Annotated in this window: 19 protein-coding genes; 5 read left to right on the top strand and 14 right to left on the bottom strand. The window is 70.4% G+C overall.

Annotated elements, in window-relative coordinates:
* Positions 1 to 39: 39 nt before the first annotated feature.
* From L3Q67_RS35485 to L3Q67_RS35465, 5 genes are all read right to left on the bottom strand, one after another.
* The gene (locus L3Q67_RS35485; RefSeq protein WP_499185780.1) at positions 40 to 918 is read right to left on the bottom strand and encodes an ABC transporter permease; all 879 of its coding nucleotides are present in this window, start codon (positions 916 to 918) and stop codon (positions 40 to 42) included.
* Positions 915 to 1,886: a DrrA family ABC transporter ATP-binding protein gene (locus tag L3Q67_RS35480; RefSeq protein ID WP_499185779.1), complete on the bottom strand. Its 972-nt coding sequence runs from the start codon at positions 1,884 to 1,886 to the stop codon at positions 915 to 917. Before L3Q67_RS35480 ends, L3Q67_RS35485 begins: the two co-directional genes overlap by 4 nt.
* A 40-nt stretch (positions 1,887 to 1,926) precedes the next feature.
* Positions 1,927 to 3,279: a lanthionine synthetase C family protein gene (locus L3Q67_RS35475; protein ID WP_499185778.1), complete on the bottom strand. Its 1,353-nt coding sequence runs from the start codon at positions 3,277 to 3,279 to the stop codon at positions 1,927 to 1,929.
* Positions 3,276 to 6,479, bottom strand: coding sequence for a lantibiotic dehydratase (locus tag L3Q67_RS35470; protein ID WP_499185777.1), 3,204 nt, complete (start codon positions 6,477 to 6,479; stop codon positions 3,276 to 3,278). The genes L3Q67_RS35475 and L3Q67_RS35470 overlap by 4 nt, the downstream gene beginning before the upstream one ends.
* 950 nt (positions 6,480 to 7,429) lie before the next feature.
* Positions 7,430 to 8,272 (bottom strand): MerR family transcriptional regulator, encoded by an 843-nt coding sequence (locus L3Q67_RS35465; protein WP_499185776.1) that lies wholly within the window; start codon positions 8,270 to 8,272, stop codon positions 7,430 to 7,432.
* A gap of 312 nt (positions 8,273 to 8,584) precedes the next feature.
* Between L3Q67_RS35465 and L3Q67_RS35460 the strand changes: the two genes are divergently transcribed.
* From L3Q67_RS35460 to L3Q67_RS35450, 3 genes are all read left to right on the top strand, one after another.
* Complete coding sequence (locus tag L3Q67_RS35460; RefSeq protein WP_499185775.1) at positions 8,585 to 9,346, top strand: hypothetical protein; 762 nt, start codon at positions 8,585 to 8,587, stop codon at positions 9,344 to 9,346.
* Positions 9,347 to 9,372: 26 nt separating this feature from the next.
* Positions 9,373 to 10,221, top strand: coding sequence for a hypothetical protein (locus tag L3Q67_RS35455; protein ID WP_499185774.1), 849 nt, complete (start codon positions 9,373 to 9,375; stop codon positions 10,219 to 10,221).
* A 377-nt stretch (positions 10,222 to 10,598) separates the two neighbouring features.
* Entirely contained in the window at positions 10,599 to 11,381 is a 783-nt protein-coding gene (locus tag L3Q67_RS35450; RefSeq protein WP_499185773.1) for a response regulator transcription factor, read from the top strand.
* Between the two features lie 74 nt (positions 11,382 to 11,455).
* Here L3Q67_RS35450 and L3Q67_RS35445 read toward each other — a convergent pair whose 3' ends face one another.
* From L3Q67_RS35445 to L3Q67_RS35430, 4 genes are all read right to left on the bottom strand, one after another.
* Positions 11,456 to 12,787, bottom strand: coding sequence for a hypothetical protein (locus tag L3Q67_RS35445; protein ID WP_499185772.1), 1,332 nt, complete (start codon positions 12,785 to 12,787; stop codon positions 11,456 to 11,458).
* A gap of 375 nt (positions 12,788 to 13,162) precedes the next feature.
* Positions 13,163 to 13,909: a calcium-binding protein gene (locus L3Q67_RS35440; RefSeq protein WP_499185771.1), complete on the bottom strand. Its 747-nt coding sequence runs from the start codon at positions 13,907 to 13,909 to the stop codon at positions 13,163 to 13,165.
* A 268-nt stretch (positions 13,910 to 14,177) separates the two neighbouring features.
* Positions 14,178 to 15,056 (bottom strand): universal stress protein, encoded by an 879-nt coding sequence (locus L3Q67_RS35435; protein ID WP_499185770.1) that lies wholly within the window; start codon positions 15,054 to 15,056, stop codon positions 14,178 to 14,180.
* A 111-nt stretch (positions 15,057 to 15,167) separates the two neighbouring features.
* A complete protein-coding gene (locus L3Q67_RS35430) occupies positions 15,168 to 15,635 on the bottom strand; it encodes an Asp23/Gls24 family envelope stress response protein (protein ID WP_499185769.1) in 468 nt (155 codons plus the stop codon).
* A 647-nt stretch (positions 15,636 to 16,282) separates the two neighbouring features.
* Here L3Q67_RS35430 and L3Q67_RS35425 point away from each other — a divergent pair.
* Together L3Q67_RS35425 and L3Q67_RS35420 are read left to right on the top strand one after the other, a co-directional pair.
* The gene (locus L3Q67_RS35425; protein ID WP_499185768.1) at positions 16,283 to 17,020 is read left to right on the top strand and encodes a GAF and ANTAR domain-containing protein; all 738 of its coding nucleotides are present in this window, start codon (positions 16,283 to 16,285) and stop codon (positions 17,018 to 17,020) included.
* A 27-nt stretch (positions 17,021 to 17,047) separates the two neighbouring features.
* On the top strand, positions 17,048 to 17,806 hold the full coding sequence (locus L3Q67_RS35420; protein WP_499185767.1) for a GAF and ANTAR domain-containing protein: 759 nt from the start codon (positions 17,048 to 17,050) through the stop codon (positions 17,804 to 17,806).
* 122 nt (positions 17,807 to 17,928) lie between these two features.
* Here the strand turns inward: L3Q67_RS35420 and L3Q67_RS35415 are convergent, their stop codons facing one another.
* The 5 genes from L3Q67_RS35415 to L3Q67_RS35395 form a co-directional block, all read right to left on the bottom strand.
* Positions 17,929 to 18,051 carry a hypothetical protein gene (locus L3Q67_RS35415; RefSeq protein WP_499185766.1) on the bottom strand — a complete coding sequence of 41 codons (123 nt, stop codon included), beginning with the start codon at positions 18,049 to 18,051 and terminating at the stop codon, positions 17,929 to 17,931.
* Between the two features lie 359 nt (positions 18,052 to 18,410).
* A complete protein-coding gene (locus L3Q67_RS35410; protein ID WP_499185765.1) occupies positions 18,411 to 19,205 on the bottom strand; it encodes a hypothetical protein in 795 nt (264 codons plus the stop codon).
* 133 nt (positions 19,206 to 19,338) lie between these two features.
* Positions 19,339 to 21,759, bottom strand: a complete 2,421-nt coding sequence (locus tag L3Q67_RS35405; RefSeq protein WP_499185764.1) for a PEP-utilizing enzyme — start codon at positions 21,757 to 21,759, stop codon at positions 19,339 to 19,341.
* Positions 21,760 to 21,953: 194 nt separating this feature from the next.
* Positions 21,954 to 23,522, bottom strand: a complete 1,569-nt coding sequence (locus L3Q67_RS35400) for an efflux permease Rv1217c-related protein (RefSeq protein WP_499185763.1) — start codon at positions 23,520 to 23,522, stop codon at positions 21,954 to 21,956.
* Positions 23,519 to 24,421, bottom strand: a complete 903-nt coding sequence (locus tag L3Q67_RS35395; protein ID WP_499185762.1) for an ABC transporter ATP-binding protein — start codon at positions 24,419 to 24,421, stop codon at positions 23,519 to 23,521. The genes L3Q67_RS35400 and L3Q67_RS35395 overlap by 4 nt, the downstream gene beginning before the upstream one ends.
* Positions 24,422 to 24,528: the final 107 nt, after the last annotated feature.

Genomic DNA, 24,528 nt, shown 5'->3' with positions numbered 1-24,528 from the left:
GGCTGGGCATTTCCCGGAACAACGGTGGTGATCACGGAGTCAGGATTCGATCCGGGCGAAACGGCGGCTGCCCGCGAACAGGAACAGCGCGCTCATCGCGGCCAGGCCCGCGAGATCCACCAGCAGTGGTGAGCCGGCGTGGAGAACAGGGGATCCGGTCGTGGCCGTGGGCAGCAGTGCGCTGATGGTGCCGCGCAGGGCGTCGACACCGTAGGCGAGGGGGTTGAGGAGCGCGGGCCAGCTCGCCCATCCGGGCAGTGAAGACAGGGGGAACATGGCGCCGGAGAGCAGGAACATGGGCATCGACAGAATGCCCAGGATGGCCTGGAAGGTCTGTGGGCGGCGCAGTGTCACGGCCAGCGCCGCGCTGAGCGTGGTCACGGCGAGCGCGGTGAGCGCCAGTTCCACGGTGAGTGCGCCCAGCAGCAGGGGGTGGTAGGGGATTCCCGCGAAGCCCGCGGTGAGGAGTAGCAGTACCACCGCCTGGCAGGTAGCGACCGTCGTGCCACCCAGGCACTGGCCGACGAGCAGGGCGCTGCGGGGTACGGGAGCGACGATGACCTCGCGCAGGAACCCGGTCTGCCGGTCGCGCATGATCGCCATGCCGCCGGTGATGGCCGGGCTTTGGATGGCCATCACCAGCACCCCGGGGAACAGGAACAGCAGGTAGTCGCCGCCCTGCCCGGCGCCGCCCGGGGGAGCGCCGGTGAAGGCCGCGAGGCCGGGGCCGAGGCAGAGCAGGAACAGCAGCGGCTGCAGCAGGGACAGCAGGCTCCCGGTGCGGTCGCGCAGGAAGTGCAGCATTTCGCGGCGCCACAGCACGCGCACCCCGCGGGTGTAGGTGCGCAAGCCCCTGTCCCTCGTTTCGGGTTCTGCCCGTACCCGGGCGGCGGCGGTGCCGGTCAGGGAGGTGGTCATGCGGTCGTTTCCTCCTCTGTGCGCAGGGATTGGCCGGTGTGCCGCAGGAAGACGTCGTCCAGGGTCGGGCGCGTGACGGTCACCGAGAACACGCGCACTCCCAGTTCGGCGCACAACCGCGGCACCTGCGCCGCCGCGTCGGGCATGCTGATCACCAGCCCGCCCCCTGGCAGGTCGGCGGTCTCGTGCTGGGCGAACCCTTCCCGCAGGGCGGCTTTGGCCTGGTGGTCGTCGGCGGTGTGGAGTTCGACGCGGTCGGCGGCGATCGCGGACTTGAGCCCCGGTGGCGTGCCGTCGGCGACGATGCGCCCGCGGTCGATGATGGCGATGCGGTCGCAGTGCTCCGCCTCGTCGAGGTAGTGCGTGGTGACGAAGACCGTCATGCCGTGGAGCTCACGCAGGCGCCGCAGGTGCTCCCACGTTTCCGCGCGGCTGCGCGGATCCAGCCCGAGCGTGGGTTCGTCGAGGAAGAGCACCTGTGGCTGGTGCAGCATCCCCCTGGCGATCTCCAGGCGGCGTTTCATGCCACCGGAGAAGCCTTGTACGAGATCGTTGCCGCGTTCGGCCAGATCGACCAGTTCCAGCAGGGAGTCGACCCGGGACTTCCGCCGGAGACGGGGAACACCGTAGAGATCGGCGTGCAACAGCAGGTTCTCCCTGGCGGTGAGTTCGTTGTCCACGGTGCGTTCCTGGAACACCAGGCCGATCCGCCGCCGGACCGCGGCCGGCCGGGAGACGACGTCGGCGCCCGCGACGCTGGCCTGGCCCGCCGAGGGCGCGGCGAGGGTGCACAGCATCGAGATGAGGGTGGACTTCCCCGCGCCGTTGGGACCGAGGAAGCCGAAGGTCTGCCCGTGGGGCACGGTCAGGTCTATGTGGTCCACCACGGGGGTGGTCCGGTAGACCTTGGCCAGTCCGCGGGTGCGGATCGCCACATCGGCGTCGGAGTGGCTGGTGTTCGCCTGCATCACTGGCACCTTTCCGGTGTTGGGCGTCGCGGCGGGTGGGTCAGCTCAGCAGGAGCGCGCTGTCCCAGCCGGTCGACGGCGGGGTGTCCGTCGCGTAGGTGTGCAGGGCGAGGGCGATACCGGCGGCCCCGTCCAGGAAGCCGGCGCGGTGGGGGGCCTGGTGGATGCCCGCGCTGAGGTAGCGGAACCCGAACCGGGCGTCCGGCTCGTAGGCGTCGAGGACCCGCGAGGCCAGGAACGGCAGGTGGCCTGCCAGGCGTTCGTCGCCCGTGGTGTGCGCCAGGCGCCAGGTGGTGTGCAGCAGCCCGGCCCATCCGTGGCACAGCGTCGCGTCGGTGATGTCCGCCGGAGCGGCGAGTTCGGTGTGCAGCGCCTGCCGTGCGGTGCGCTGCCAGTCAACGCGGCCGGCGACGTCACCGGCCAGCTGAAGGCAGGCGGCGACGCCCGGGGTTCCGTAGCACCAGGCCGTTCGCACCGGTGCGGACGAGCCGCGGGCCGGGGCGGTGAGTTCGTCGAAGGACACGGTCGTGGGCCAGCCCCGGTCCGTGCGCCGGGCCAGCAGCCAGCCGGCGATCCGGTGGATGGCTTCGCCCTGCCCCGGCACGCTGATGCCTTCTCGCTCGAGCAGGCAGAGCAGGGCGAGTGGGCCGCAGACACCGTGCGCGAGACCGACGTTGGCGTGGCCGCGGGAGTACCCCGGCTCGTCGCCCATGGTCGGGGACCCGGGCACCCACCAGCCGGGCACGGGGTGCCCGTGGACCCGCACCGGCTCGGTGAGGCGCACCAGGTACCGCGCCAGTTCGCTCAGCAGCCCCTCCCGGGGTGGCCGGCGGGTGAGCAGGTACCGCCCGAGGCCGGTCAAGCCGCCGATCACGTCATAGGCGTTCATGCCCCATCCGGCTCGGTCGGCGTCCAGGCGCTCGTGCTCGGCCTCCAGCCGCTGCCGGATGTGCTGTTCCACGTGCTCGTCGAGCTTCGCCGCGAGCGCCCGGTAGTCCCCTGGCGAGCGGCGGGCCGCGCTGAGGGCGAAGGCCAGTGCGGGCAGGCCGTGGTAGAGCCCGTCACGAGGGCTGCCGACCAGTTCGCGTGCTGCCTCCCGCAGGTGGGCGTGGGCGGCCGTGCGGTACTCGTCCCGGCTGTGGCCCAGTTCCGCGAACAGCAGCACCACCCCGGGGTGGCCTTCGCCCAAGGACAGCGCCGACCACGGTGGTGCCGCCGGCTCGGGTGAGCCGGGCACGGATTCGACGTTGTCCGTGGCGGTCGCGGCGGACACCACGTGCGCCGGGTCGCGCAGCCGCGCCGCCGTTTCGGCCACGACACGTGCCGCCCGTTCCCGCAGCTCCGCGGGATCGGTGCCCACGCGGGACGCGGTCACCTCGCTGGGGGCGCTCATCGGGCGTGCCTCCGGCGGTCCCGGCGTGCCTGCACCACACCGCGGGCGAGTGCGTGCACGGCCTTCTCCGAATCCTCGTCGCTGCCGATGAGCCGGTTGTGGTGCATGTGGAACAGGGACAGCAGGACCTCCGGCGGCGCGGCCCACGCCCGCGGTCCGGGCGCGTGCAGGACCCGGCCGTAGCCGGCCACCGCCGCGGCCCGTCCCGCCCAGGCGGCTCGCACAGCCGAGCCCCCGGCCAGCTGCTCCAAAGCGGTCCACACCCCGTCCGGATCGAGCAGGTCGATCGCCTCGCGCCGGCGGCGCTGGAACGACTGACGCGCCAGTTCCTTGGGCACCGCCCGCAGCAGCCATTCCTCCCACGGCCGCTGCTCGTCAGCGGCTTCGAGACCATCCGGCCCGTCCGGCGTCCAGAACGCGCGGAGCAGGTCGATGACGTTGGCGGCCGCGAGCAACACCGGGTCCACGGCGAGCTCACCGGAATGCAGCAGCCGTACCTGCTCCACCGCGGCCACGCTGTCGGCGTGGAAAGCCCGCTCGGCCGCTTCCATGGCTTCCGGACCGCCGTATCGCTCGAGTTCGGGGTCGTAGGTGTCCAGTGCGAGCCGGCCTGCCAGACCCTGCGCGCGCAACCCGGCTGCCCAGTCGTGCAGCAGCGGCAGGAAGCCGCCACCGAGCAGCTGGGGTTCACCGTGGAAGCGCAACCGCAGGTGCGGGCCCCGATCGTCGCGGTAGCGCAGGTAGAACCAGCGATCGACCCCGGCGGGCAGCGCGGCGAGCAGGTGGGGCAGCCACCTGCTCAGCACCTCGTTCTGCACCGCGGGGGAGCAGTAGAGCGCCGCGGCCGCCCAGTGCCCTCCGGGAAGGTGCTCGGCGTGGGCCGGGCGGGGCGGCGGGATGCGGAACCGTTCGTGGGCTGCCGCTTCCCCCGCGGGCACAGGGGGCGCGGGGGAGCGGCGCACCAGGGGGAAGACGATCTCGTTGTGGTGCCCGCCTTCCGGCCCGGCCAGCCAGCCCGTGCCCTCGCCGGGAAGCGATTCGTAGACCACCGCGTCGGTCTCTTCCCGCAGCGCGTGCCGCAGAACGTGCAGGTGCAGCACATCGGTCAGGTCGAGATCGAGGCAATGGTCCACGACGGCGACGCGGACCGCGTCGGGAACCGCCAGGCGATCCCGCCACCGCCGCACCGCGTCGGCCCACCGGTGGAACGGCTCGCGCTGGTCGCGCACCCCGTCGTCCGGGCGCCACCTGGCGCGGCTGAGCACACTGCGTCCGTAGCGGACCCGCGGCAGGTACGGCAGGGCCTCCGCCGCGCCCCAGTCCCACCCTCCCCATGGGCGGCGGCCACTGGCCTGGATCTCGTGGAGGAACCGGGCCAGGTTCGGTGCCTGGGTGCCGGGATTGAGCATGTGGAGGATGCTGGGCGCGACCCGGCGGCCCGTGCCGGTGTCGACCAGGAAGAGGCGGGTGCGATCCGCGCGGACGGCCAGTCGCTCCACGTCGAGGACGCCGGCTTCCCCGCGGTCGGCGAAGGTGCCCACCGGGAGCTGGTGGTCCACCAGCCGAGGGACCTGGGCGACGTTGGCGCTGCGTCCGACCACGGGCTGGAAGCTGATCTGGGCGCCGAGGACATCCGCTCCGCGCACCTCCGCCGAGCCGATCGACTCCCGCAGCGTCGCGCTCGCCGCTTCGGGCAGCAGGTGGGTGAACCGGCCCATCGCCGCCCCCGCGACACCGGAGACCGCTGAGACCACCAGGTGGAATCGTCCCGCCTGCAGCGCGGGCAGATCGGTGGCCACCAGGTGGGCGAAGAGTTCCGCGGACACCGGAGCCGAGTCGTCCCGCGGGGCCAGCAAGCTCGTCACCGGGTCGTCCGGGGCGTCGGTCAGCACCACCTCGCCGGCACCGGTGCGCCCGGCGCAGTGGGCCAGGGTGGCCAGCACGCGGTCGCGGCGTCCGGTGTCCGGGGGCGCGATCGGCGGGGAGTGGCGGCCGGTGCGCGGCAGCCGGTAACCGGCGGGCGCGCCCAGGCCGAGTTCGGGGTCGAGCAGCTGCTTGACCGGTACCGCCCTGGCCAGCCCGTACCGTTCGACGAAATCGGCGTGGTAGCCGCTCAGCGCGCTTTGTTCGGTGGTGCCGGGGCTGAGCCGCCACAGCAGGTCCGCGGCGCGTTCGGCCTCCTCGGCGACCGCCTGGGGCAGCCGGACCTCCGCGTCCAGGGCGAGGTCGACCTGCACCACGTGGTCGGCCTTCCGCAAGGCGCGCATGCGTGCGCCCGCCGCCCGCAACGTCGCGTGCCCGTCGCCGAGCGGAGTGTCCGCGTAGGCGTCCAACTCCGCGCGGATCGCGCGCAGTTCGGCCAGTTCGGGCAGCACGGTCGGGTCGAGGTCACTGCCCAGGATGTGGTCCAGCGGATCGGGTGCATCCAGCGGAGGGCGTAGCCCGGTGAGCAGGATGTCGCACTCCACCAGGCGGAGCAGCAGTTTGCCGAGGGCGCCGGGATTTCCGGGGAAGGCCTCGCGCAGGGCTGCCTCCACCTCGGCGAAGGGCGTCGGAACACCGGCGAGCCGCAGCGCCGTCCGGACCACCGGGGTGTGCCGGACGCTGACCTCGTCGACGTTCTCCCCGCCCACCACCCCGGCCAGGATCGGCACGTAGGGCAACACCACCCGGCCACCACGGACGGCACACAGGGTGTTGACCGTCACCCGCAGGCGCCGGAGCACCTCGAGACGCTTTTCCCACTCGACCACCAGGCCGAGCAACCAGCCGAGGTCCGGCCGGACGGCCCGCCGGTGGTCGGTGCCGAAACGCACCTTCGCATCCGCTGGATCAGCGGCGAATTCCGCGACGGCGACGCCGGCCATCAAACCGAAGGGAGTGGCGCGAGTGGCCATGCGCAGGCGGTACGCGGTGAGTGCCCGCGCCATGCGCTGCGTCGCGGCGCGGTCCGGAGGGCGCTCGCTCGATCCGTCCAGCGCCTCCACGCGGTCCAGCAGCGCGGGGCTGGAGACGGCGACCGCTTCCCGCACCAGGGGATCGGCCACACACTCGCGGACGTACCGCGACAGTCGCCGGGCGCCGGCGGCACCGTCCTCGACCTCCGGCCCGAATCGGATTTCAGGCGCCCGCTTCGCCGGGTGAACCGGGGCACGCACGAGTGCCACCGGCGCGCAGCGCCACAGCAATTGGTCATCCACGTGATCCACCTCGGTGTCGAAGGCCGGAATCCGGTGGTCCCGGTAGTCCGGTACCGCGGGCGGGCACGGGTGAGCCCGTCCGGACCGCACCCGTGCCCGTACGGCTCAGCAGTTGGCGATCGTGCAGCCGCAGCCGGTGCACCGCCACGTGGAGCAACTCGCGCAAGTGGGATACCACGTGGCGGCTGCCGCGTCCGGCGACTCCGTCGTCCTGACCTCCATGACGTCGAGGTCGAACACATCGGTACCGTGCTCGTTCTGCATTTCCAGAACAGACATAGTCGAACATACCCTTCTGCATCGTCGGATTCGCAAGATGCCCGCAGTTACGGGCCGTGATCCAGAGTGAGCGCGCGGATCGCCGGACGGAAGAGGGCGACGCCTTCTTCCCGCTTTCGTGTACCAGGTGCGAAGTCGTGTTTTCTTCGCGTCCGATCCCCCATTTCGCTGACGGCCTTTCGCAAACCGTGTCCGGGGGGAACCAGTCGGAGTTCAGGGGCTCATACTGCGGCGTGAAGTAGTCCGTCGTGCCAACAGTTGAGGAACGGACGATCGCTGGATCTCCTGCTCTGCAAGGGATTCCAGTGGGAGAGATGACGCATTCCCAGGCCGCCGTCGCGGGATGTCCGTGTCCGGAAGGCGGGAAAGCCCCGTCAGAGACAATGGCCATGGTGCCGACGGTGGTTATTTCACCGGGCCACACTCGTGAGTGACCGGAACCAGGCCGGCCCTCGCTCGTTCCCGCATCGGCCGAGAGAGCGACGGCAATTCCTGAACGTTCGTCAGGGGAATGGTGATGCCGGCCAGACGAGTGCGGTCAGCGAAGTGCGGGGAACAGCGCGGGCTGCGCGGGATCGTCGAGCGCGCCGGTCAGGCGCAGGCACTCGCGGCTCACCGGTAACCCGGCCGGTGTGTGGGCAGGGTGAGGCCGTGGATCCAGCCGACCCGGATCACGGCGCAGCGTCGCTCCCGTCGAGCGCGCGGATCGCCGTGCTGGTTTCGACACCGTCGTCGTGGAGCACCTGACGCATGCTGGAAATGTCGAGGAAAGCGGCGTCGAGCCGGTGGGTGACCAAGCGCGAGAACGCGGTGCCGAACTTGGCCATCGAACTCCTGCCCGGGATGAAGATGGACAGTTCTTCTCGTGCGCCGAAGGTCTGCACCTCGAAGTTCCCCGGCAGTTCCGCGAGTGCCTCCTCGTCGCCCGTGACAGGAACCTTGACCAGCCAGTGCGGCCCCTCCAGGGTGACGCTCCGCTCCTTCTGCCCCGGAGTCTCGATGGCCCACGTCCGCCACGGGGTTCCGGACACGGTGGCTCCGCACGACTCCACCGCCCTGGTCACGCTCGCGACGGAGGCGGCCGTGGCGGTGTCGGCCGCCTCCCAGTCGTACCGCTGGTATTCGGCTGCCGGGCCGGGCACGAGCGTCGAAACCACGGTCATTTCGGGGACGTGACGTCGACGCGCCTGGGGTTCCGAAGTCAGGAACTCCAGGCCGTCCCTGATCGCCTCGTCCTGCGCCTGCCGGACGCGCTGGATCTCCGCGACGTGCTGCCGCAACAGCCCGGCGGCCTGGTCGGGCTCGTCCAGAGCGCGGCGGACCTGCTTGACGCTCATGCCCGTGCCACGCAGGACGGTGATCAGCATGGCCCGTTCGAGCTGGTCGAAGGTGTACGAACGATAGCCGGTCCGCTCGTCGACCTCGGCGGGCACGAGAAGGCCCTCCGAGTGGTAGAAGCGCAGTGTCTGCGGTGGCAGATGACTCAGGTGGCCGAACTCGCTGATGGGAATCATGGGTCAAGAATCGGCCCTGTGGTTACTGCAAGGTCAAGCGGGAGGGCGGTGATCCGTCGCACTTCGATGGTATGCGTGGTGCTGAGTAGGTGTTATCGGTGGTTCGCCTGTCGAATTCGCCGGCGATTCGCATTTACGCCGCCGGAATCCGGCAATGAGCACTAGTGCAGAAATCGGCCGTGCTGTCTATTCCCCGCCGTGCCGTGTAGGGTCCGGGGTGGTTGTATATCGACCGCCGGTGACCGCACTCTTGCGGGACGTTCGAGCGTTTCTTGCTCCTCCACCATCGGTCTCGGATCCAGGAAAGTCCACATGCGACACAATCGCACCATTCCCACCCTTGTCGGCGCCGTCGTTCTGGCTGCCGGTTCAGCTGTTCTCCTGCCCCTGACGGCGCAGGCCCGTGCCGAATCCGTCGCCTGCACCGAGGCGGCGCTGGTCACCGCGGTCACCGCGGCCAACGCCGCCGGTGGTGGCACCGTGACGCTGACCCCGGGCTGCACCTACACCCTGACCGCGGCCCACGGCGACGACGGCGTGCACGGCCCGGCCGGTCTTCCGGTCATCACCACGCCCATCACCTTCGAGGGCAACGCCAACACCATCACCCGGGCCCCGGCCGCGGCCGCTTTCCGCATCGCCCAGGTGGCGCCCACCGGCGGTATCACGCTCAAAGCGGTCACCGTCAGCAACGGTCACGCGGCCACCGCGGGCCAGGACAACGGCGGCGGCATCCTCAGCTTCGGCTCGGTGACCCTCACCGGCGGCGCGTTGTCCGGCAACACCGCCAACGGTCAGGGCGGAGCCCTCTACAGCACCGGTACACCGGCGGCGGCCACGTTCACCAGCAGCACGGTCAACGGCAACACCGCCGGCCAGGGCGCGGGAATCGCGAGTCTCAACGGGACACTCACCCTCACCAGCAGCGTGGTCAACTCCAACGCCGCCACGGTGAACCCCGGCGGGATCTACTACCTGGCCGGGTCGGCCACGCTCAACACCTCCACGGTGACCGCCAACACCGCGACCAACTGCACCGGCAGCCCTTCACCCGTTCCCGGATGCATCGGATGATCGCCGTTCCCAGGAAAGAAGCCGTGGTGCGAAGAACCCGCGGTGCGGTGCGGGCCGTCGTCGGTGCCACCGCGCTGAGCGCGGGAATGGTCGTGCTGGCCCCCGTGGCGCAGGCGACCACCATTCCGGTGGCCTGCGGGGAAAACGCGCTCATCGCCGCGGTCAACCTGGCCAACTCCACGGTGAACAGCGATACCCTGACCTTGGCCGGGGGCTGTACCTACGCGCTGACGTCCCCGCACGGCGGACCCGCCAACGGATTGCCGGTGATCACCACGCCGATCGAACTGCTCGGCCCGGCGACCATCACGCGTACCGCGCTGCTGCCCTTCCGGATCGCCGAAGTCGGCCCCACCGGAAGTCTCACCTTGACCACGTCGGTCGCCTTCACCAACGGCAGCGCGGCCGGCAACGGCGGCGCCATCCTCAACCGCGGCGCCGTGACGCTCACCGGTAGCAGTCTGAGCGGCAACCAAGCCACCCTCGCCGGTGGTGGCCTCGCCAACGCCGACACCCCCTCGGGCACCGCCCCCGCCGCGACGTTCACCCGAAGCGACGTCCTCGGCAACACCGCCGGGCTCCAGGGCGGCGGCATCTACAACGGCCTGCGCGCCACCCTGACCACCTCGGGAGTCACCGGCGGTCCGATGCTCATCAGCGCCAACAGCGCGGCCCAAGGCGGCGGGATCGCCGCGGTCGACTCGACCGCGACCACCCTCACCCAGACCGCGGTCACGGTGAACCACTCCGTACTGCCCGCGGGCGGGATCTACCGCGCCAACGGCACCATGACCACCAACAACACACCCATCACCGCCAACACCCCCGGCAACTGCGCCGGGAGCACCCCCGCGGTGCCCCACTGCACCGGCTGAGCCAACCCACCACCAGCCCCAGCGGGCCCACCCGCTGGGGCACCACCATGCGGCGGTGGCTGCGTCGCCTCGCCGGCGACGGAGCACCTTGTTCACCTGATCGTGTAGTGACAGCGAGGCCGGTGGGCGCGTCGGCTGAGGCCGATTTGCGTTCTGCGCACCGGTGATGCGAGTGTGGAACCCCTCTCACGGCGGACCTGGTCAGGTTCGTGTTGTCTGCCGCCCCGGCCCCCGGCGGTCGTGCCACCTCAGAAAACGAGCGGCGGGCAGTCATGCGTTCTTCCGGATCGACCGGAACTCCCCTTCGACCGGCAGTCGAAACCCTTTCGGGCAACGGACATCGTGCTGCTCCGGTCGTCCACCGCCGAAGGGAGCCGATGCGGGTCTTCCTCGCTGACGACCAGGAGCTGCTGGCCGAGGTACTGTCGGCCAAACTGTCCGGGAACGGGCTGCTGGTGACGGGCCGCAGCGCCACCACGGACCCCCACCTCGCCGAGAACGCGGCCCGCGCGCAGCCGCACGTGATCGCCGTCGACATCGAGGCGGCGGGGTCCGCCGCCGGCCGGCTGCTCGGCTGCCTCGCGGCCGCCGCGCCCCAAGCCCGCATCGTCGTGCTCACCGGCAGCCGCGACCCCGCCCAAGTCGTGGTCGCCACCCGCTGCGGCGCCGTCGGGTGGATCGACAAGAACAGTTCCACCGACCACCTCATCGCGGTGCTGCACGGCGTCTGCGCCGGCGAAGCCCACTTTCCCCCCGATCTGCTCGGGTCGGTGCTGCCCCAGCTGCGCGCCGACAGCCTGCGAGCGCACAATTCCGGGTCTGCGCTCGACCTGCTGACCACGCGCGAGCACGACGTGCTGCTCGGCATGGTCGAAGGCAAACGAAGCCCCCAGATCGCGGCGGAGTTGTTCCTGTCGGTGAACACCGTGCGGACGCACACGCACAACCTGTTCAACAAACTGAAGGTGCACAGCCGCCTCGAAGCCGCCAGCATCGCGCGCGCCGCCGGCCTGCGGCCCAGGTTCGCCGACGCACCGGCCGGTGAACTCGGGCGTGTCTTCGCCGATCGGTTCCAATTCCCCCGGCATTACCCGGGGAGTCATTTCGAAAGCAGCGATTCCGGAGGTTCACGAGCCAAGGACGTGGCCTGCGAAGCCTGACGTGCTCGCGGAACCCGTGCCCCGCTTTTCCGGCCAGGACCGGAAAAGCGGGGCACGGGCGATTCCACTGCGGGTCAGCAGGAGCAGACGCCGCCGTTGTTGACCCCGGCGACGCCGTTGGGGCCGACGCCGCCGCTGTTCCCGGTGGTGATGGAGATGACGTTCACGCCGGTACCGCCGTTGATGGTTCCGGTGTTGCCGAGGCCACCGGCGCCACTGGCGCCGCCGAGGCCACGGGCGCCACCGGGGCCGGCGCAGCCGGTTCCGCCGTTGCCGCCCGCGCCGCCGTTGCCGCCCTGGCCACCGGCGGCGGTGATGCCGTCGGCGCCGGCTTCACCGTTGATGGTTCCGGTGTTCGCGATGCCGCCCGCGCCACCGGCACCGCCGACGCCACCCGCGCCACCGGGCTGGGTCGCGCTCATGCCGTTGCCGCCCTTGGCGCCGAGTCCGCCGTTGCCACCGAGGCCACCGTTGGCCCGGAGGGTGTCCAGGCCCGCGCCGCCGTTGATGGTCCCGGAGTTGCCGATCCCGCCGGCGCCACCGGCCCCGCCGATGCCACCCGCGCCGCCGCCGTGACCGCAGCCGCCCAGGCCACCGGCCGCGCCCAGACCACCGGCACCACCGGTGGCGGTGACCGTGTCAGCCGCGGCGTCGGTGGTGCCGCCGTTGACGGTCGCGGAGTTGCCGACACCGCCGGCTCCGCCTGCCCCGCCGATGCCCCCGGCTCCCGCGCCACCGGCCATGTTGCCGCTGGCGGCACCGGTTCCGCCGAGTCCGCCGTTGCCGCCCTTGCCACCGGAGGTGGTGACGGTGTCGGCGCCGTCGCCGCCGTCGACGAGACCGGCGTTACCGACTCCGCCGACTCCGCCCACGCCGCCGTTGCCCCCGGCACCACCGGCGCCGCTGGCCAGCCCGATACCGCCCGCGCCGCCGTTTCCGCCGTTCCCGCCTGGACCACCGGTCACGGTCACGGTGTCGGCTCCGGCTCCGCCGTTGATGATCCCGGTGCTGACGACACCGGTTCCGCCGGTGCCGCCGACGCCGCCGTTGCCGCCCGCGCTGCCGGCCGGGGTGCCCACGGTGCCGGGGGCTCCGGGGGCGCCGTTCGGGCCGTTTGCGCCGGTCGTGCCGGTGACGTTGATCGTGTCGTTGCCGCCGAGCGCGTCGATGGTTCCGGCGACGGGGCCGCCGGTGATGGTGATGATGTTGGCCACGGCGGTTCCGGTGAGGGTCTGCCCGGCGGCGATGCCGGCGGTGCAGACGAAGTTGTTGCCGGTCTGGGTGCAGCCGGGCGGCTGGGCACTGGCCGTGCCGGGCGCCACCAGTGCGAACCCGGCGGCGGTGCCGAAACCGATGACGGCCCGGCCGATCCGGCGTGCTGTCGTGGTCTGTGTTGTCGTTCTCATGGTCATGCTCCACCCGTAGGGAGGGTCCTGGCTGGTGCCAGGAACCCGCAGGGCGGTGTGGTGACCGAGGTCTGGGGTCACTGCCCGGTGCCGCTGAGAGGGCACCGGATCACCAACACCCTCGGCTGAGAAGCTTCCGCTCTCCACCGTCCGATTTGAAGACAAACGGTGCACAGCCACCCTAATGCGACTCAATTCCCCCGAAATGCGACCGATTTCTTCCTGAAGTGGCCGTAATACGCCGACTCTCGGCAGTCAGGCGTAATCCGTTCGTGGTGAATGTCCCCCGATGAGCACAGCGCGTCGAAACGGCCGCGCCTTTCTGCGGGCGCGGCCGTTCTCAACGATTGTGCTTTCCCGAAACGAGTGACTGGATCAGCTGGTGGAATGGTGAACAGTCGAAGTCGGCAGGAGGCAGGTGTAGCTCAACGGGACGAGGTTGACGAATGTTCCACCGGCCCCGGTGCAGATCTTGGTGGCTTCCGGAACCCGGCGGTCGGCCGGGCTGAGGGGGTTGAAGACGCAGACGTAGCCGACCGGGTTCACGGTGAGGGACAACACGCCACCGGTGGCGTAGCAGAGCGCGGTCGCGTTTCCCATTCCCGAGCCCGGGCCGGAGATCGGCGGGGTGCTCGTGCTCTCGCAGCCGGCGTGGATGTCGGGGTCGGGCGCGGGTCCCTGGCAGGTGTCGATGCCGTCGCCGCCGTCGAGACTGTCCTGGCTGCCGTCGCTGGAAGAGCCGGCGAGGGTGTCGTTGCCCGCGCTGCCGGAGATCGAGTCGATGCCCAGGCCGCCGGTGAGGCTGTCGGCGCCGGTGCCGCCGGTGATGGTGTCGTTGCCGTCGCCGCCGTCGACCGTGTCGTCGAGGGGCGAGCCGGTGATCGTGTCGTTCCCGCCGTTGCCGAGGATCGTCTTGCCGGGGTTCGTGCCGCCGCAGTCGATCGTGTCGTTGCCGGGACTGCCGACCACCGTGGTGTCGGTCTGGACCACTCCGGCGCTCACGACGCAGTTGACGGCGGCCTGTGCGGCCGGTGGTGCGACGGCCAACAAGAACGGGACCGCCAGGGTTCCGGTGAGCGCGGCCACGATCCCGCGGCGGAGCTGACTTCGCTGGATTCTCATGTTTTCATTTCCTGCAATCGCATTGGTGGCGATGACTCGCGCAGGCACAGCGCGCCTGCGGGATTGGGTTCGGGCGAACCACGCGCTGCCTCACTGAAGTGCCGGCATCCGCTTTCGGTCACACAAAAAGCCTCGGTTCGTGATTCACCCGCGATCATCGCGGGTGAATCACGTCACCGAGGTCTGGGGTACGGTCTGTGACGTTACTCCTGCTGCGCCAGATACCGGTACCCCTGCACCCGAATGGACGCAGGTTTCGTGCGCTCTTTCAGCGGCTCGTGCCGGGGCGGATGACCGCCACGGGGCAGGTGCCGTGGTGCAGCAGGGATTGACTGGTCGAGCCGAGGCACATCCCGGCGAAACCGCCGCGGCCGTGTGAGCCGACCACGAGCAACTGCGCGCCTTCGGCGGCTTTGAGCAGTCCGCGGACCGGGCGATCCCGCACGGACCGTTCGGTCAGGTCGACGTCGGGGTACTTCTCGTGCCAGCGGGTCAGGTGCTCGGTGAGCCCGTGTGCCTCTTCCTCCTCGATCAGGGTGTGGTCCACCTCCAGCGGCATCACCGGCCAGCCGCGTTCGACGGACAGGTCGTTCCAGGTGTGCACGGCGATCAGCGGCACGCCACGCCCGGCGGCGGTGCCGAAGGCGAAGTCGAGCGCGGCGTCGGAGTTCGCGGAGTTGTCCACGCCGACCACGATCGGACCGTTCTCCGGTGTCTCGCCCCGCACGACCACCACCGGGCAGTGCCCGTAGTGGGCCAGTGCCACGGAAACCGAACCGATCAGCAGACCGCTGAAGCCGCCGAGTCCCCGTGAGCCCAGCACGACCAGCGCGGCCGTGGCGGACTCGGTCACGAGCAGTTCCGCCGCGGTCCCGATGCGCAAGTCGGTGCTGGTTTCGATGCCCGGGGCGGTTTCCTCGGCCGTCGCGGCGGCCTGGGCCAGCCACTGCCGTCCCTCGTCGAGCAACGCCTCACCGTAGGTCCGTGGCAACGACACCGGTACGTGGGGAGCGGACGGCGGCACGAAACAGGCGTGGAACAACCGCAGCGCACCCCCACGACGCCTGGCCTCCTCGGCGGCCCAGCGCACCGCGTGCAACGCGGACTCGGAACCGTCCACTCCGACCAGGATCGAACGGCTCAGCATACCGGCATTCATCGTATTTCCTCCGCGCACTAACTTCGATGATCGTGTGGTGTCCCCGAAAACTCAGCTTCCGGAGAGATGCGACAGTTCAGCGGTACAACGCGGTCAGCCTCAGACGACGCGGTGGGGGTCGGGTGCGGGCTCTTCTTCTCCGGGCAGGTGGACGTCGGTGACGCTGATGTTGACTTCGACGACCTGCAGGCCGGTCATCTGCTCGATGGCGGTGATGACGTTGCCGCGGATGGCGTTGGACAGCCCGGCGATGGAGTAGCCGTATTCGACGAGGACCTGCAGGTCCACGGCGGCCTGGGTGTCGCCGACCTCGACGGAGACGCCCTGCCCGGCGCTGGCCGCGGCACCGGGGATGCGGTCGCGGATCGCGCCGAAAGCGCGGGCGGTGCCGCCGCCGAGCGAATACACGCCGGGGACCTCGTGCGTGGCCAGACCGGCGATCTTGCGGACCACGGTGTCGGCGATGGTGGTGGTGCCCTGGGTGGAGGTGAGCGCGCTGGCCCGGCTGCCTTCGTGGTCGCCGGTGGCGGCGTGGACGGTGGGGTTCACGGTGGAGGCGTTCGTCATTTCCGGTCCCTGATCTTGGTGGGCGGGCGCGGATCGGCTCGAGGAGCCGATCGGCTTCGGCCGCGGTGAAGGCGGATCCGGCGTCGAGCCGAAGATCACGGCCGGCCGGCAGGATCGCCCTCGCTCAGCGGTACGCCGGGGTCCGGGGCATATTCGCCCATGCTACGCCGGTCGAGCGGGATCCGCCGCGCCGATCCCACCGCGGTCCGGACAGCTGAAGCGTCCACAAAGGATTTCGGCCGAAGGCGAAGACCAAGGAACCGTGGTGGGCGAAAGGCTGCCAGCTCGGCGTAGGGTGGGGGCATCGCCCCGGACTCCGGCGACACCGACGGCCACCACAGGTGCTCGGGAGTCCGAACCCGCCTCCCGGACCTGGACGATGGGTGTACCCGCGATCGGGTTCGTGAGCACGGACCACCGCGTGCCCTTGGTGAGCCCTCTTGCGTTTCACCGGTGGAACAGTTCTCCTCCGTTCTCGCGTTCTCGGTGGCGGACGTCGTCGAATTCCGGCGGGCACGAAGTACCGGAAGTCGAAAAATCCTGATGGGACAACTCCATGACCACGGCCACGGCGGTCCGCCCGCCACCACGACCCCCTCCCGAGCCGGAACCGGTCCCCGCGTCCGGTCCGGCCGGGTAGGCGCGCCATGCACAATCCCCGAGTCGCCGAGATCTTGTCGCTGATCGCCCGTGGGGACAGACGGGTCACGCTGCCCGCCAGGTTGTGCGCGGAATGCCTGTCGGCGTTGCCGATCAGTGGTGCCGGGGTGGCGCTGATGACCGCCGACGGGCCCAGCGGGGTGGTGCTCGCGGCCACCGATGGGCGAGCCCGGCAGCTGGAGGAACTGCAGTTCGCCCTCGGTGAGGGGCCGTGCGTGGAGGCCTCCAGCAGCGGCCGCCCGGTGCTGCAACCGGATCTCACCGCCGACGGGTCGGCGCGGTGGCCTCGGTTCTGGGACGCCGTGCTCGAAGCCGGGGTGCACGCGATCTTCGCGTTCCCGCTGCGGGTCGGCGCCATCCGCGTCGGTGTGCTCGACCTCTACCGCGACACGCCGGGAACGCTCGACGCCCCCGACCTGGCCGACGCGCTCGCCTTCGCCGACGCGGCCACCGTCATGGTCCTGCACCTGCAGGACACCGACGAGGACGGTGGGGTGGACGCCGCGCTGACCGAGCCGATCGACAGCCAGGCCGTGGTCCACCAGGCGACCGGGATGATCACGGTCCAACTCGGTACCAGCCTCGCCGACGCGCTGCTGCGGCTGCGCGCCCACGCGTACACTGCGGGGCGGACGGTGGCGGCCGTCGCCGCCGACGTGGTCAGCCGGCATCTGCGTTTCAACGACAGCGAGTCCGGCACCACCACGCGGCACGATCGGCCATGACCCCAACGAGATACGGGCGGTGGGCTCATGACGAGCCGGGAACAACTTCTCGCCAGCACCTTCGTCGGCCTGGCGGACACACTGGTGGCCGACTTCGACGTCATCGACTTCCTGCACACGCTGGCCACCCGCAGCGTGGAGGTGCTCGACGTCGACGCGGCCGGCATCATGCTGGCGGATCCCCACGGTGGCCTGCACGTGATGGCCTCCTCCACCGAGGAAGCCCGCCTGCTCGAACTGTACGAGTTGCAAAGCGACGAGGGCCCGTGCCTGGACTGCTTCCGGTCCGGTCGTCCGGTGGCCCGTGACGACCTGCCCGCGATGAGCACCTCGTGGCCGGTGTTCACCGAGCAGTTGCAGGAACTCGGTTTCCACTCGGCGCAGGCGCTGCCGATGCGGCTGCGCGCGGAGACCATCGGGGCGCTGAACCTGTTCCGGTTCGCGCCCGGCCGGTTGAGCGAGGCGGATCTGGAGATCGGTCAGGCCATGGCCGACGTGGCCACCGTCGGACTGATCCAGGAACGCGCCATCGCCGCCGGTGAACTCCTGGCCACCCAGTTGCAGACAGCACTGAGCAGCCGTGTCCAGCTGGAGCAGGCCAAGGGGGTGCTCGCCCAGCGCGTCGGCCTGCCGATGGACGAAGCCTTCCAGGTGATGCGTGCCTACGCTCGCAGCCACAACCGCCGGCTCGGCGACGTCGCCGCCCAGATCATCCACGGCACCCTGACCGACCAGATCTGGACGAACCGGCAGCCGGGGCCCAGCACCCCGCCCCAGGTGGGATAGCCGGGCGATCCCGGCCGGAACCCTGGCTGTTCGAGCAGAAGACCGGGCACTGGGGTGCCCGGTCTTTTTGCGCCCCGGCGGGAGATCGGATCGTTCTGGTCGCCCGTCGGGGCGGTTTTCGCTTACAGGGCACCGCCGGTCAGCGAGGCCAGTACGGAGCTCGCGGCGCCGACGATGCCGTAGACGGTTCCGGTGACGATGCCCACCACGGAGTCGACGAGGCCGCCGATGATGACCAGACCCATGACATTTCTCCTCTGTATTGATGTTGCGTTTGTTTTGCGTACAGGAATCGAAAGAATGCTGCGCGCGGATTCCCTGCAGTGGGGAATACATCGATGCTCGACTGGTGCGACGTGTCGCGTTGAGAGGCACTGAAAGCGTCAGTGCGCACCGGTTGAACTCGCGGGCAGCGGGCGAGCAAGAAATGCAAAAGACCTCGGTGCGCTTTCGCGTTTCGCGAGTGCGTCACCGAGGTCTTGAGCAACAAAACCAGCCTATCACTGCGTCGGTATGGCCGATACCCGTACGCCCGAATGGCCTAGCCTGAGTTGGCGAACGATGTTCGGGCGGGCAGTGTCTCTCGCCGGCCGATGACCTTCACTCAGACCTGGCCCTTGGCGAGCAACTTGACCGGGAAGGGCTTGTAGGCCTTCGCCGTGAACTCGCCGTAGAGCTTCATCTGGCTCTGAGCGCCGTCCTTGCCCTGGTGTGACATGAAGTAGATGAAGTCGATGTAGTCGTCGGTCTGGGCCTTCGACCAGAACACCGGGCTCACCCCCTTCTGCAAGGCGTACCAGTAGTCGACCACGATGAAGTCGGGTCCCCAGGTGCCGGAGTCGTTGATGTTCGAGCCGGTGGCCCGGTTGACGACCACGAACATGTGGCCGGTCGCCGGATCGCCCGAGCCCACGAATTCGACGGAGGTGCCGGCCGCCAGTGGGCTGTTGTCGGCGACGAGGATGGCCACCGTGGCCGTCGCGTAGAGGTTGCAGTAGCCGTAGAACTCCGCCACCTCGGCGATCTGCTTGGCGTAGCCCAGCCACTCCTTCCGGCGCTCCTCCAGGGTTTTGCCGGCCAGGCCGATGGTCACCGGGTCCGTTCTCGGGGGTGTCCGGCCCGCGTCGGCCCGGACCGCTTCCGTCAGCCTTTCCGCGCTCCACAGCGCGCGCGGCGGCGGGCCCATCGGCAGATCCTTCGCGGCCTTTTTCATCCCGGTGGCGTTGATGGTCGAGTAGACGTTCTGGACATACGCCCGCTGCCCCGGGCCGTTGGCGTACTTCGGCGGTTCGCCCTGCGGAACGGTGAGCGGGCTCAACGGTGATCGCGACAGCCGATCACGGATTTCGTCCACCAATTCCTGGTCGATGGCAATGGGCGTGGCAGTGGTCATGGTCATCCCCGTACCGTTGTGTGGCGTTTGTGGAAGAATAACGCCATTCGCAAGATGTCACGAGCGTCCCGCCATTTCGTTCGTGCTGGGTAATCACCAACAGAAACCCGCCGCAAGCAAGACTGACCTGGGGTGGCGGTTACCGCTCGATCCGGACGGTTCCTGCGCTTCCGTCGATGGTGATCAGCTGTCCGGTCTTGATCTCGCGAGTGGCATTCCGGACGCAGATGACGGCGGGGATGCCGTATTCCCTGGCCACGGTGGGGCCGTGTGCCAGCGGTGAGCCGGTTTCGGTCACCAGGCCCGCTGTGGTCAGGAACAGTGGTGTCCAGCCGGGGTCGGTGGTGGGGGCCACCAGGATTTCCCCGGGTTCGATGTGCGCCCCGGCGGGGTCGCGGATCACGCGTGCTTTCCCGGTCGCGCGGCCCGCCGCGCCGGCCATCCCGGTCAGGACGCCGTCTTCCGCGGGCTCAGTCGGCGCGAGAGCCTCCACGTCGGTTCCATCGGAGAGCAGGGCGCCGGGAACGGAGGGACGCCGCAACTCCCGCCGGTAGTCCGCGCGCCGCAGGGCCACCAGGTCACGATGGTCGGCCCCGTGCCGCACGGCCGATCGTGCTTCCCCGAGATCGAGGAACATGATGTCGTCGGCGCGAGCGAGCAGCCTCCGGGTGACCAGGTGCTCGCCGATCATGAGCAGTTGCCGGCGGGAGGTCTGAAGTGCGGGCAGCCAGGCGAACTTCCCGATTTCGCGGAGGCCGGTGAGCCGGCGGGACCGGCGCATGAAGAACACGGCGATCCGGCCGCGTATCGGCCGCTCGCGGCGCACCCGCCTGGCCAGTGTGTCGATCATTTCTTCCGCCTTCGCCGCGGCCAGCCGGAATCGCCGATCCGGTTCCTGAGCGGGGTCGTCGACACGGAGGTAGTTGGCGATCGTGGCCCACAGCGGCGCGGTGTCCTCTTCCCACCGGGGCAGGCCGACGTCGATTTCAGCGGCTGCGCGCAGGCCGTACCGGTCCAGGAAGCGGGCCATCCCGATGTCCGGTAGTTCGCCGGCGCGGTATCTCGTGGCGAGCTCGGCCGGCGCGGTACCGAGGAACAGAGCACGGTGTTCCCGGGCTTTCACCGCGAGGTCCCAGAGTTCCAGATCCATCTCGGTGGTGACGTTGTGCGGCATGCCACCAAGGACAACGTCGAGTTCTTCGGCCGAAACGAGGTCGCCGAGGAGCGCGGCCGGGGCCGCGCCGACCATGATCCCGGCCATCAACGGCCCCATCAGGCCCAGCATGCCGCGGCTCATGACCACGCCGTGGGAGTCTTCGGCGACCCAGTCCAGCCGTGTTCCGGCCGTGGCGGTCTCCGGCGGAACGGTCCGGCGCCGGATCTCGTCCACGGCGCGGTACGCCCTGGCCCTGGCGGCATCCGGGCGAACCAGGCTCGACACCAACCCCGCGAGCAGGCTCGGTGCGAGCAGCGCGGTGACCCGGACGGCGTTGCCCAGCCGGAACGGCAGGCCGGGGCGGGGCGCGAAACGCGGATCGGTCAGCATGCGCTCCATCGAGCTCTGCACCCGGGGTCCGTAGATTTCGAGGGAGGTGGGCAGCTGGTCTCGCAGGACTGTGCTCCGGATGAAGTCGGTCAGGTCGAAGTAGAGGCGACCGCCGATCGGCACCAGGCGAGGCAGCGGATCCAGCAGGGCGTCTCGGACACCATGGGCCTGGAACCACTGGGCCGCACCGATCTTGAGCAGCGACACACCCATCGGCGTGCACGGTCGCAGCATGCCCTGGATGTGCCCGAACTCGAGGTACAAGCGGGTCTCGCCGGTGCCGGGCGGAAGCGGGAACAGGGTGGTGATCGGCCGCGACTGGAGCAACCACAGCGTGCCGGCCGGATCGATCGCCCATTCGATGTCCTGTGGTGAACCGAAATGCCGCTGCAGCCGCCGTCCGGCATCGCGGAGCTGCCGGAGCTGGAGGTCATCGAGGCAACCGCCCTCCGGTGAGTCCGGCGAGCCCTCGCCGAGGACGTAGTGATCGGCCACGACGGAACCGTCGACGACGGCGGTGCCCAGGCCGGGAGCGGCGTCGACGACCATCTCGGTGCGGCAACCGGTGATCGGGTTGGCGGTGAACAGGACACCGGCCACGACGGGGTCGATCATCCGCTGGACCACCACGGCCATCGCGGCGTCGTCGATCCCGGCAGCCGCGCGGTAGGCGGTGGCCCGGTCGCTGTGCAGGGACGCCCAGCACTCGCGGACGGCGTCGACGAGCGGTCCGTCCCCTTCGACGTCGAGGAAGGTGTCCTGCTGGCCGGCGAAACTCGCGTCCGGCAGATCCTCCGCGGTGGCGCTGGACCGGACGGCGACCCGGCCCCCGCCGAGCTGCCGGTAAGCCTCGAGCAGTGCCTTCTCGGGCAGGTCCCGCGCCACGTAGGACTCGACGGTCAGGCAGAACCCGTCCGGGACTCGTTCACCTGCCCGGATCATCTCGCCAAGACCCGCGGCCTTGCCGCCGGCCAGCTCGATCATCGAGGAATCAAGGTCGGCCAGACGGATCACGTGCGCACCTGCGGACATCGGAAGCCTCTCGTCGACAGTCGAAAGCGACTGCCGACCAGGCTTCCCGGCGCACCTGGGAAAACCGTACTCCGTCTTCGAGCCGGTGTCGACCGGAGCGCGGCCTTCAGTGTCCACACTGGACGGTGCCGGGCGGGCGGCTCGGTCAGCGCAGTGGTGCGGTCCGATCGCCGGGTTCAGATCGCCAGGTCCCGTCGGGTGTAGCCGATCGTGCCGAACGCGGTGAGCACGGCAGACACGGTCAGCAGTCCGGCCAGTCCGGGCCAGTCGGGTGGCGCTAGTGGAACGGCGGCGATGTGGGTGAAGGGGGAGAAGCCGAGGACCCAGTCCGGAGCCCCTGCGCTCTGGGCCACGACCTGGTAGAAGAAGCCGCCCACCGCCGGAAGGGCGCCGAGTGCCACGGTCGCACGAGGTAGCCAGCCGAGCCCGGCGATGGCCGCGCCGAGCGAAAGCAACGCGATCGGGATGATGTTCAACGCGCCGTGGACGGCGGCGGTGAACCCGAGCGGGGCGCCGGCCGCGGCGGCACCCGCCCACAGCGCGAGTCCGGCGCCGGTGGCCAGCAGCAGGGTTCCGGCCGTGGTGATGGCGAGTTCGCTGCCGAGCAGTTTCCGGCGGGAGAACGGCATGGCGAACAGCAGCGTCGCTCGCCGGCTGGTTTCGTCCTCGGCGAAGGAGCCGGTTCTCACCGCGGCGTAGACGCCGGTGGGGATGGCCAGCAGGCTGAACATCGTGGCGGCGAAGCCGTCGGGGGAGCCGAGGCCGCCGAAACCCGCTCCCGCGGCGAGTTCGCTGAAACGGGCGTTGTCGCTGAGGAATTCGCTGATGGAGTTGGTCAGCGACCCGATGAGGGCGAAGTAGGCGGCCACGCCGAGCAGCCAGCCGGTCCACGGCCGCAGTGCGCGGCGCAGCGCGAACCCGGTCAGCGAGTGGAGCAGGCGGGTGCGTGCGCGGCGACGGGCGTCGAGTGCCAGTGGTGCGCTGTGCAGGTCTCGGCGACCGGCGGCGACGATCGCGGCCGCGGCGAGCACGACCGCCAGCGCGCCGAGCCCGGCCAGTGGCGCGACGCGGTTGGCCGCATAGGGCTGGAGCTGGCCGAACAGGCCGAAAGGTGTGAGCCATCGGACCCAGTCCGGTGCGTCGATGCCGTCGGTGATCATCCTGGCGAGCAGGGCGGCCCCCAACGCACCCACCGCCGCGCCGGTGGCCGGCGACCGCGACGGCAGCAACTGCGCGGTGAGCACCCCGACCGCGGCGAACACGAGGCCCAGTGCGGCGATCCCGGCGCCGTGCAGCACCGCCCCGGCCGGTGCGGTGCCGGTGATGAGCAGCGCGTGGCTCACGCCGATCCCGGACAGCGTCACAGCCGCGGCGATCACGATGAGCCGGCGGGCGAGCAGGCCGCGTGCGGTGGTCGTGCCGGACAGCAGCAGGTCCAGGCGGCCCGCGTCCTCGTCGCCGCGGGTCAGCCGGGTCGCGGTCAGCGCGGCCCAGACCCCGACCAGCACACCGATCGGGGTCCCGGTGCGCCACACGGTGAATCCGCCGGGATCGTCGAGCGCGACCGGTTCGCCGAACAGCGTCCGGATGGCGGGGTCGGCGGCCAGCGCCCGCAGTGCGTCGTTGTCGAGCGCGCCGGCGAAGGTGGTCTGGTACTGCGCGGCGACCAGCGCCGACATCCCGGCGGTGATCGCGATGATCGCGGCGGCGCCGAACCGGAGTTGCCGGATGGCCAGGCCGATCATCGGACCGGCTCGCCGTAGTAGTCGAGGAAGATCTCGGCGAGGCTGGGTTCGCGCATGCTGATGCCGGTCACCGTGGTCTCGGTCAGCGCCCGCAGGGCCGCCGCCGGTGGGCCTGCCAGCGAAAACCGCAGCCGGGCACCGTCGAGCCGTTCGACCCCGCTGATCTCCGGTATGCCGGACAGGCGCGGTGCCGCGCCGGTGTAGGCGACTTCGACCTCGGTGCGGCGCAATCGGCGCAGCTCGGGGAGGCCGGCGACCTCGACCAGCTCGCCGGCCCGCAGGATGCCGACACGATCGCACACGGCCTCGACCTCGGCGAGCAGGTGAGAGCTGAGGAACACGGTCTGGCCGCGCTTGCGGGCGTCGTGCACGCAACGCTGGAACTCCCGCTCCATCAAGGGATCCAGCCCGCTGGTGGGCTCGTCGAGCACCAGCAGTGGCGCCCGGCTGGCGAAGGCCGCCACCAGGGCGACCTTCTGGCGGTTGCCGGTGGAGTAGGCCTTGGCGCGCTTGCCGGGGTCCAGTTCGAAACGCTCGACCAGCTCGGCGCGGTAGGCGATGTCCGGCGGTGGCCCGATCCTGCCGAGCAGGGTGAGGATCTCCCGGCCGGTCAGCGACGGCCACAGGGTCACGTCAGCCGGGACGTGGGCCAGGTGGCGGTGTGCCCGCCGGACGTCGCCTGCCGGATCGCCGAAGATCTCGGCGGTGCCCGCGGACGGGCGGATCAGCCCGAGCAGCAGCCGGATGGTGGTCGACTTCCCCGCGCCGTTCGGCCCGAGGAAGCCGAAGACCTCACCGGCCGGTACGGACAGGGACAAGTCGCGGACCGCGGTGGTGGGCCCGAAGCGCTTGCTCAGTCCCCGCATGCGGATGGCTGTGTGGATGGCGTTGCCGGCCATGGGAAGCCTCTCGTTGACAGTCGGAAGCGACTGCCGACCAGGCTTCCCGGCGCACCTGCGGGAACCGTACCCCTGCCCGGGGCGCTTGTCAGCGGTTCGGTCCGGCT

Source organism: Saccharothrix sp. AJ9571 (assembly GCF_021725495.1).
GTDB classification, from domain to species: Bacteria; Actinomycetota; Actinomycetes; order Mycobacteriales; family Pseudonocardiaceae; genus Amycolatopsis; species Amycolatopsis magusensis.
The sequence above is the reverse complement of the archived record's forward strand: the minus strand, read 5'-3'. Positions and strand labels throughout refer to the sequence as shown.

What these genes read in the sequence shown, in the direction of transcription:
- L3Q67_RS35465 (WP_499185776.1), bottom strand. Translation starts at nt 8,272, where the DNA reads ATGATTCCCATCAGCGAGTTCGGCCACCTGAGTCATCTGCCACCGCAG.
- L3Q67_RS35415 (WP_499185766.1), bottom strand. Translation starts at nt 18,051, where the DNA reads ATGGGTCTGGTCATCATCGGCGGCCTCGTCGACTCCGTGGTGGGCATC.
- L3Q67_RS35480 (WP_499185779.1), bottom strand. Translation starts at nt 1,886, where the DNA reads ATGCAGGCGAACACCAGCCACTCCGACGCCGATGTGGCGATCCGCACC.
- L3Q67_RS35435 (WP_499185770.1), bottom strand. Translation starts at nt 15,056, where the DNA reads ATGCTGAGCCGTTCGATCCTGGTCGGAGTGGACGGTTCCGAGTCCGCG.
- L3Q67_RS35410 (WP_499185765.1), bottom strand. Translation starts at nt 19,205, where the DNA reads ATGACCATGACCACTGCCACGCCCATTGCCATCGACCAGGAATTGGTG.
- L3Q67_RS35475 (WP_499185778.1), bottom strand. Translation starts at nt 3,279, where the DNA reads ATGAGCGCCCCCAGCGAGGTGACCGCGTCCCGCGTGGGCACCGATCCC.
- L3Q67_RS35400 (WP_499185763.1), bottom strand. Translation starts at nt 23,522, where the DNA reads ATGATCGGCCTGGCCATCCGGCAACTCCGGTTCGGCGCCGCCGCGATC.
- L3Q67_RS35445 (WP_499185772.1), bottom strand. Translation starts at nt 12,787, where the DNA reads ATGAGAACGACAACACAGACCACGACAGCACGCCGGATCGGCCGGGCC.
- L3Q67_RS35450 (WP_499185773.1), top strand. Translation starts at nt 10,599, where the DNA reads ATGCGGGTCTTCCTCGCTGACGACCAGGAGCTGCTGGCCGAGGTACTG.
- L3Q67_RS35460 (WP_499185775.1), top strand. Translation starts at nt 8,585, where the DNA reads ATGCGACACAATCGCACCATTCCCACCCTTGTCGGCGCCGTCGTTCTG.
- L3Q67_RS35440 (WP_499185771.1), bottom strand. Translation starts at nt 13,909, where the DNA reads ATGAGAATCCAGCGAAGTCAGCTCCGCCGCGGGATCGTGGCCGCGCTC.
- L3Q67_RS35420 (WP_499185767.1), top strand. Translation starts at nt 17,048, where the DNA reads ATGACGAGCCGGGAACAACTTCTCGCCAGCACCTTCGTCGGCCTGGCG.
- L3Q67_RS35395 (WP_499185762.1), bottom strand. Translation starts at nt 24,421, where the DNA reads ATGGCCGGCAACGCCATCCACACAGCCATCCGCATGCGGGGACTGAGC.
- L3Q67_RS35485 (WP_499185780.1), bottom strand. Translation starts at nt 918, where the DNA reads ATGACCACCTCCCTGACCGGCACCGCCGCCGCCCGGGTACGGGCAGAA.
- L3Q67_RS35430 (WP_499185769.1), bottom strand. Translation starts at nt 15,635, where the DNA reads ATGACGAACGCCTCCACCGTGAACCCCACCGTCCACGCCGCCACCGGC.
- L3Q67_RS35425 (WP_499185768.1), top strand. Translation starts at nt 16,283, where the DNA reads ATGCACAATCCCCGAGTCGCCGAGATCTTGTCGCTGATCGCCCGTGGG.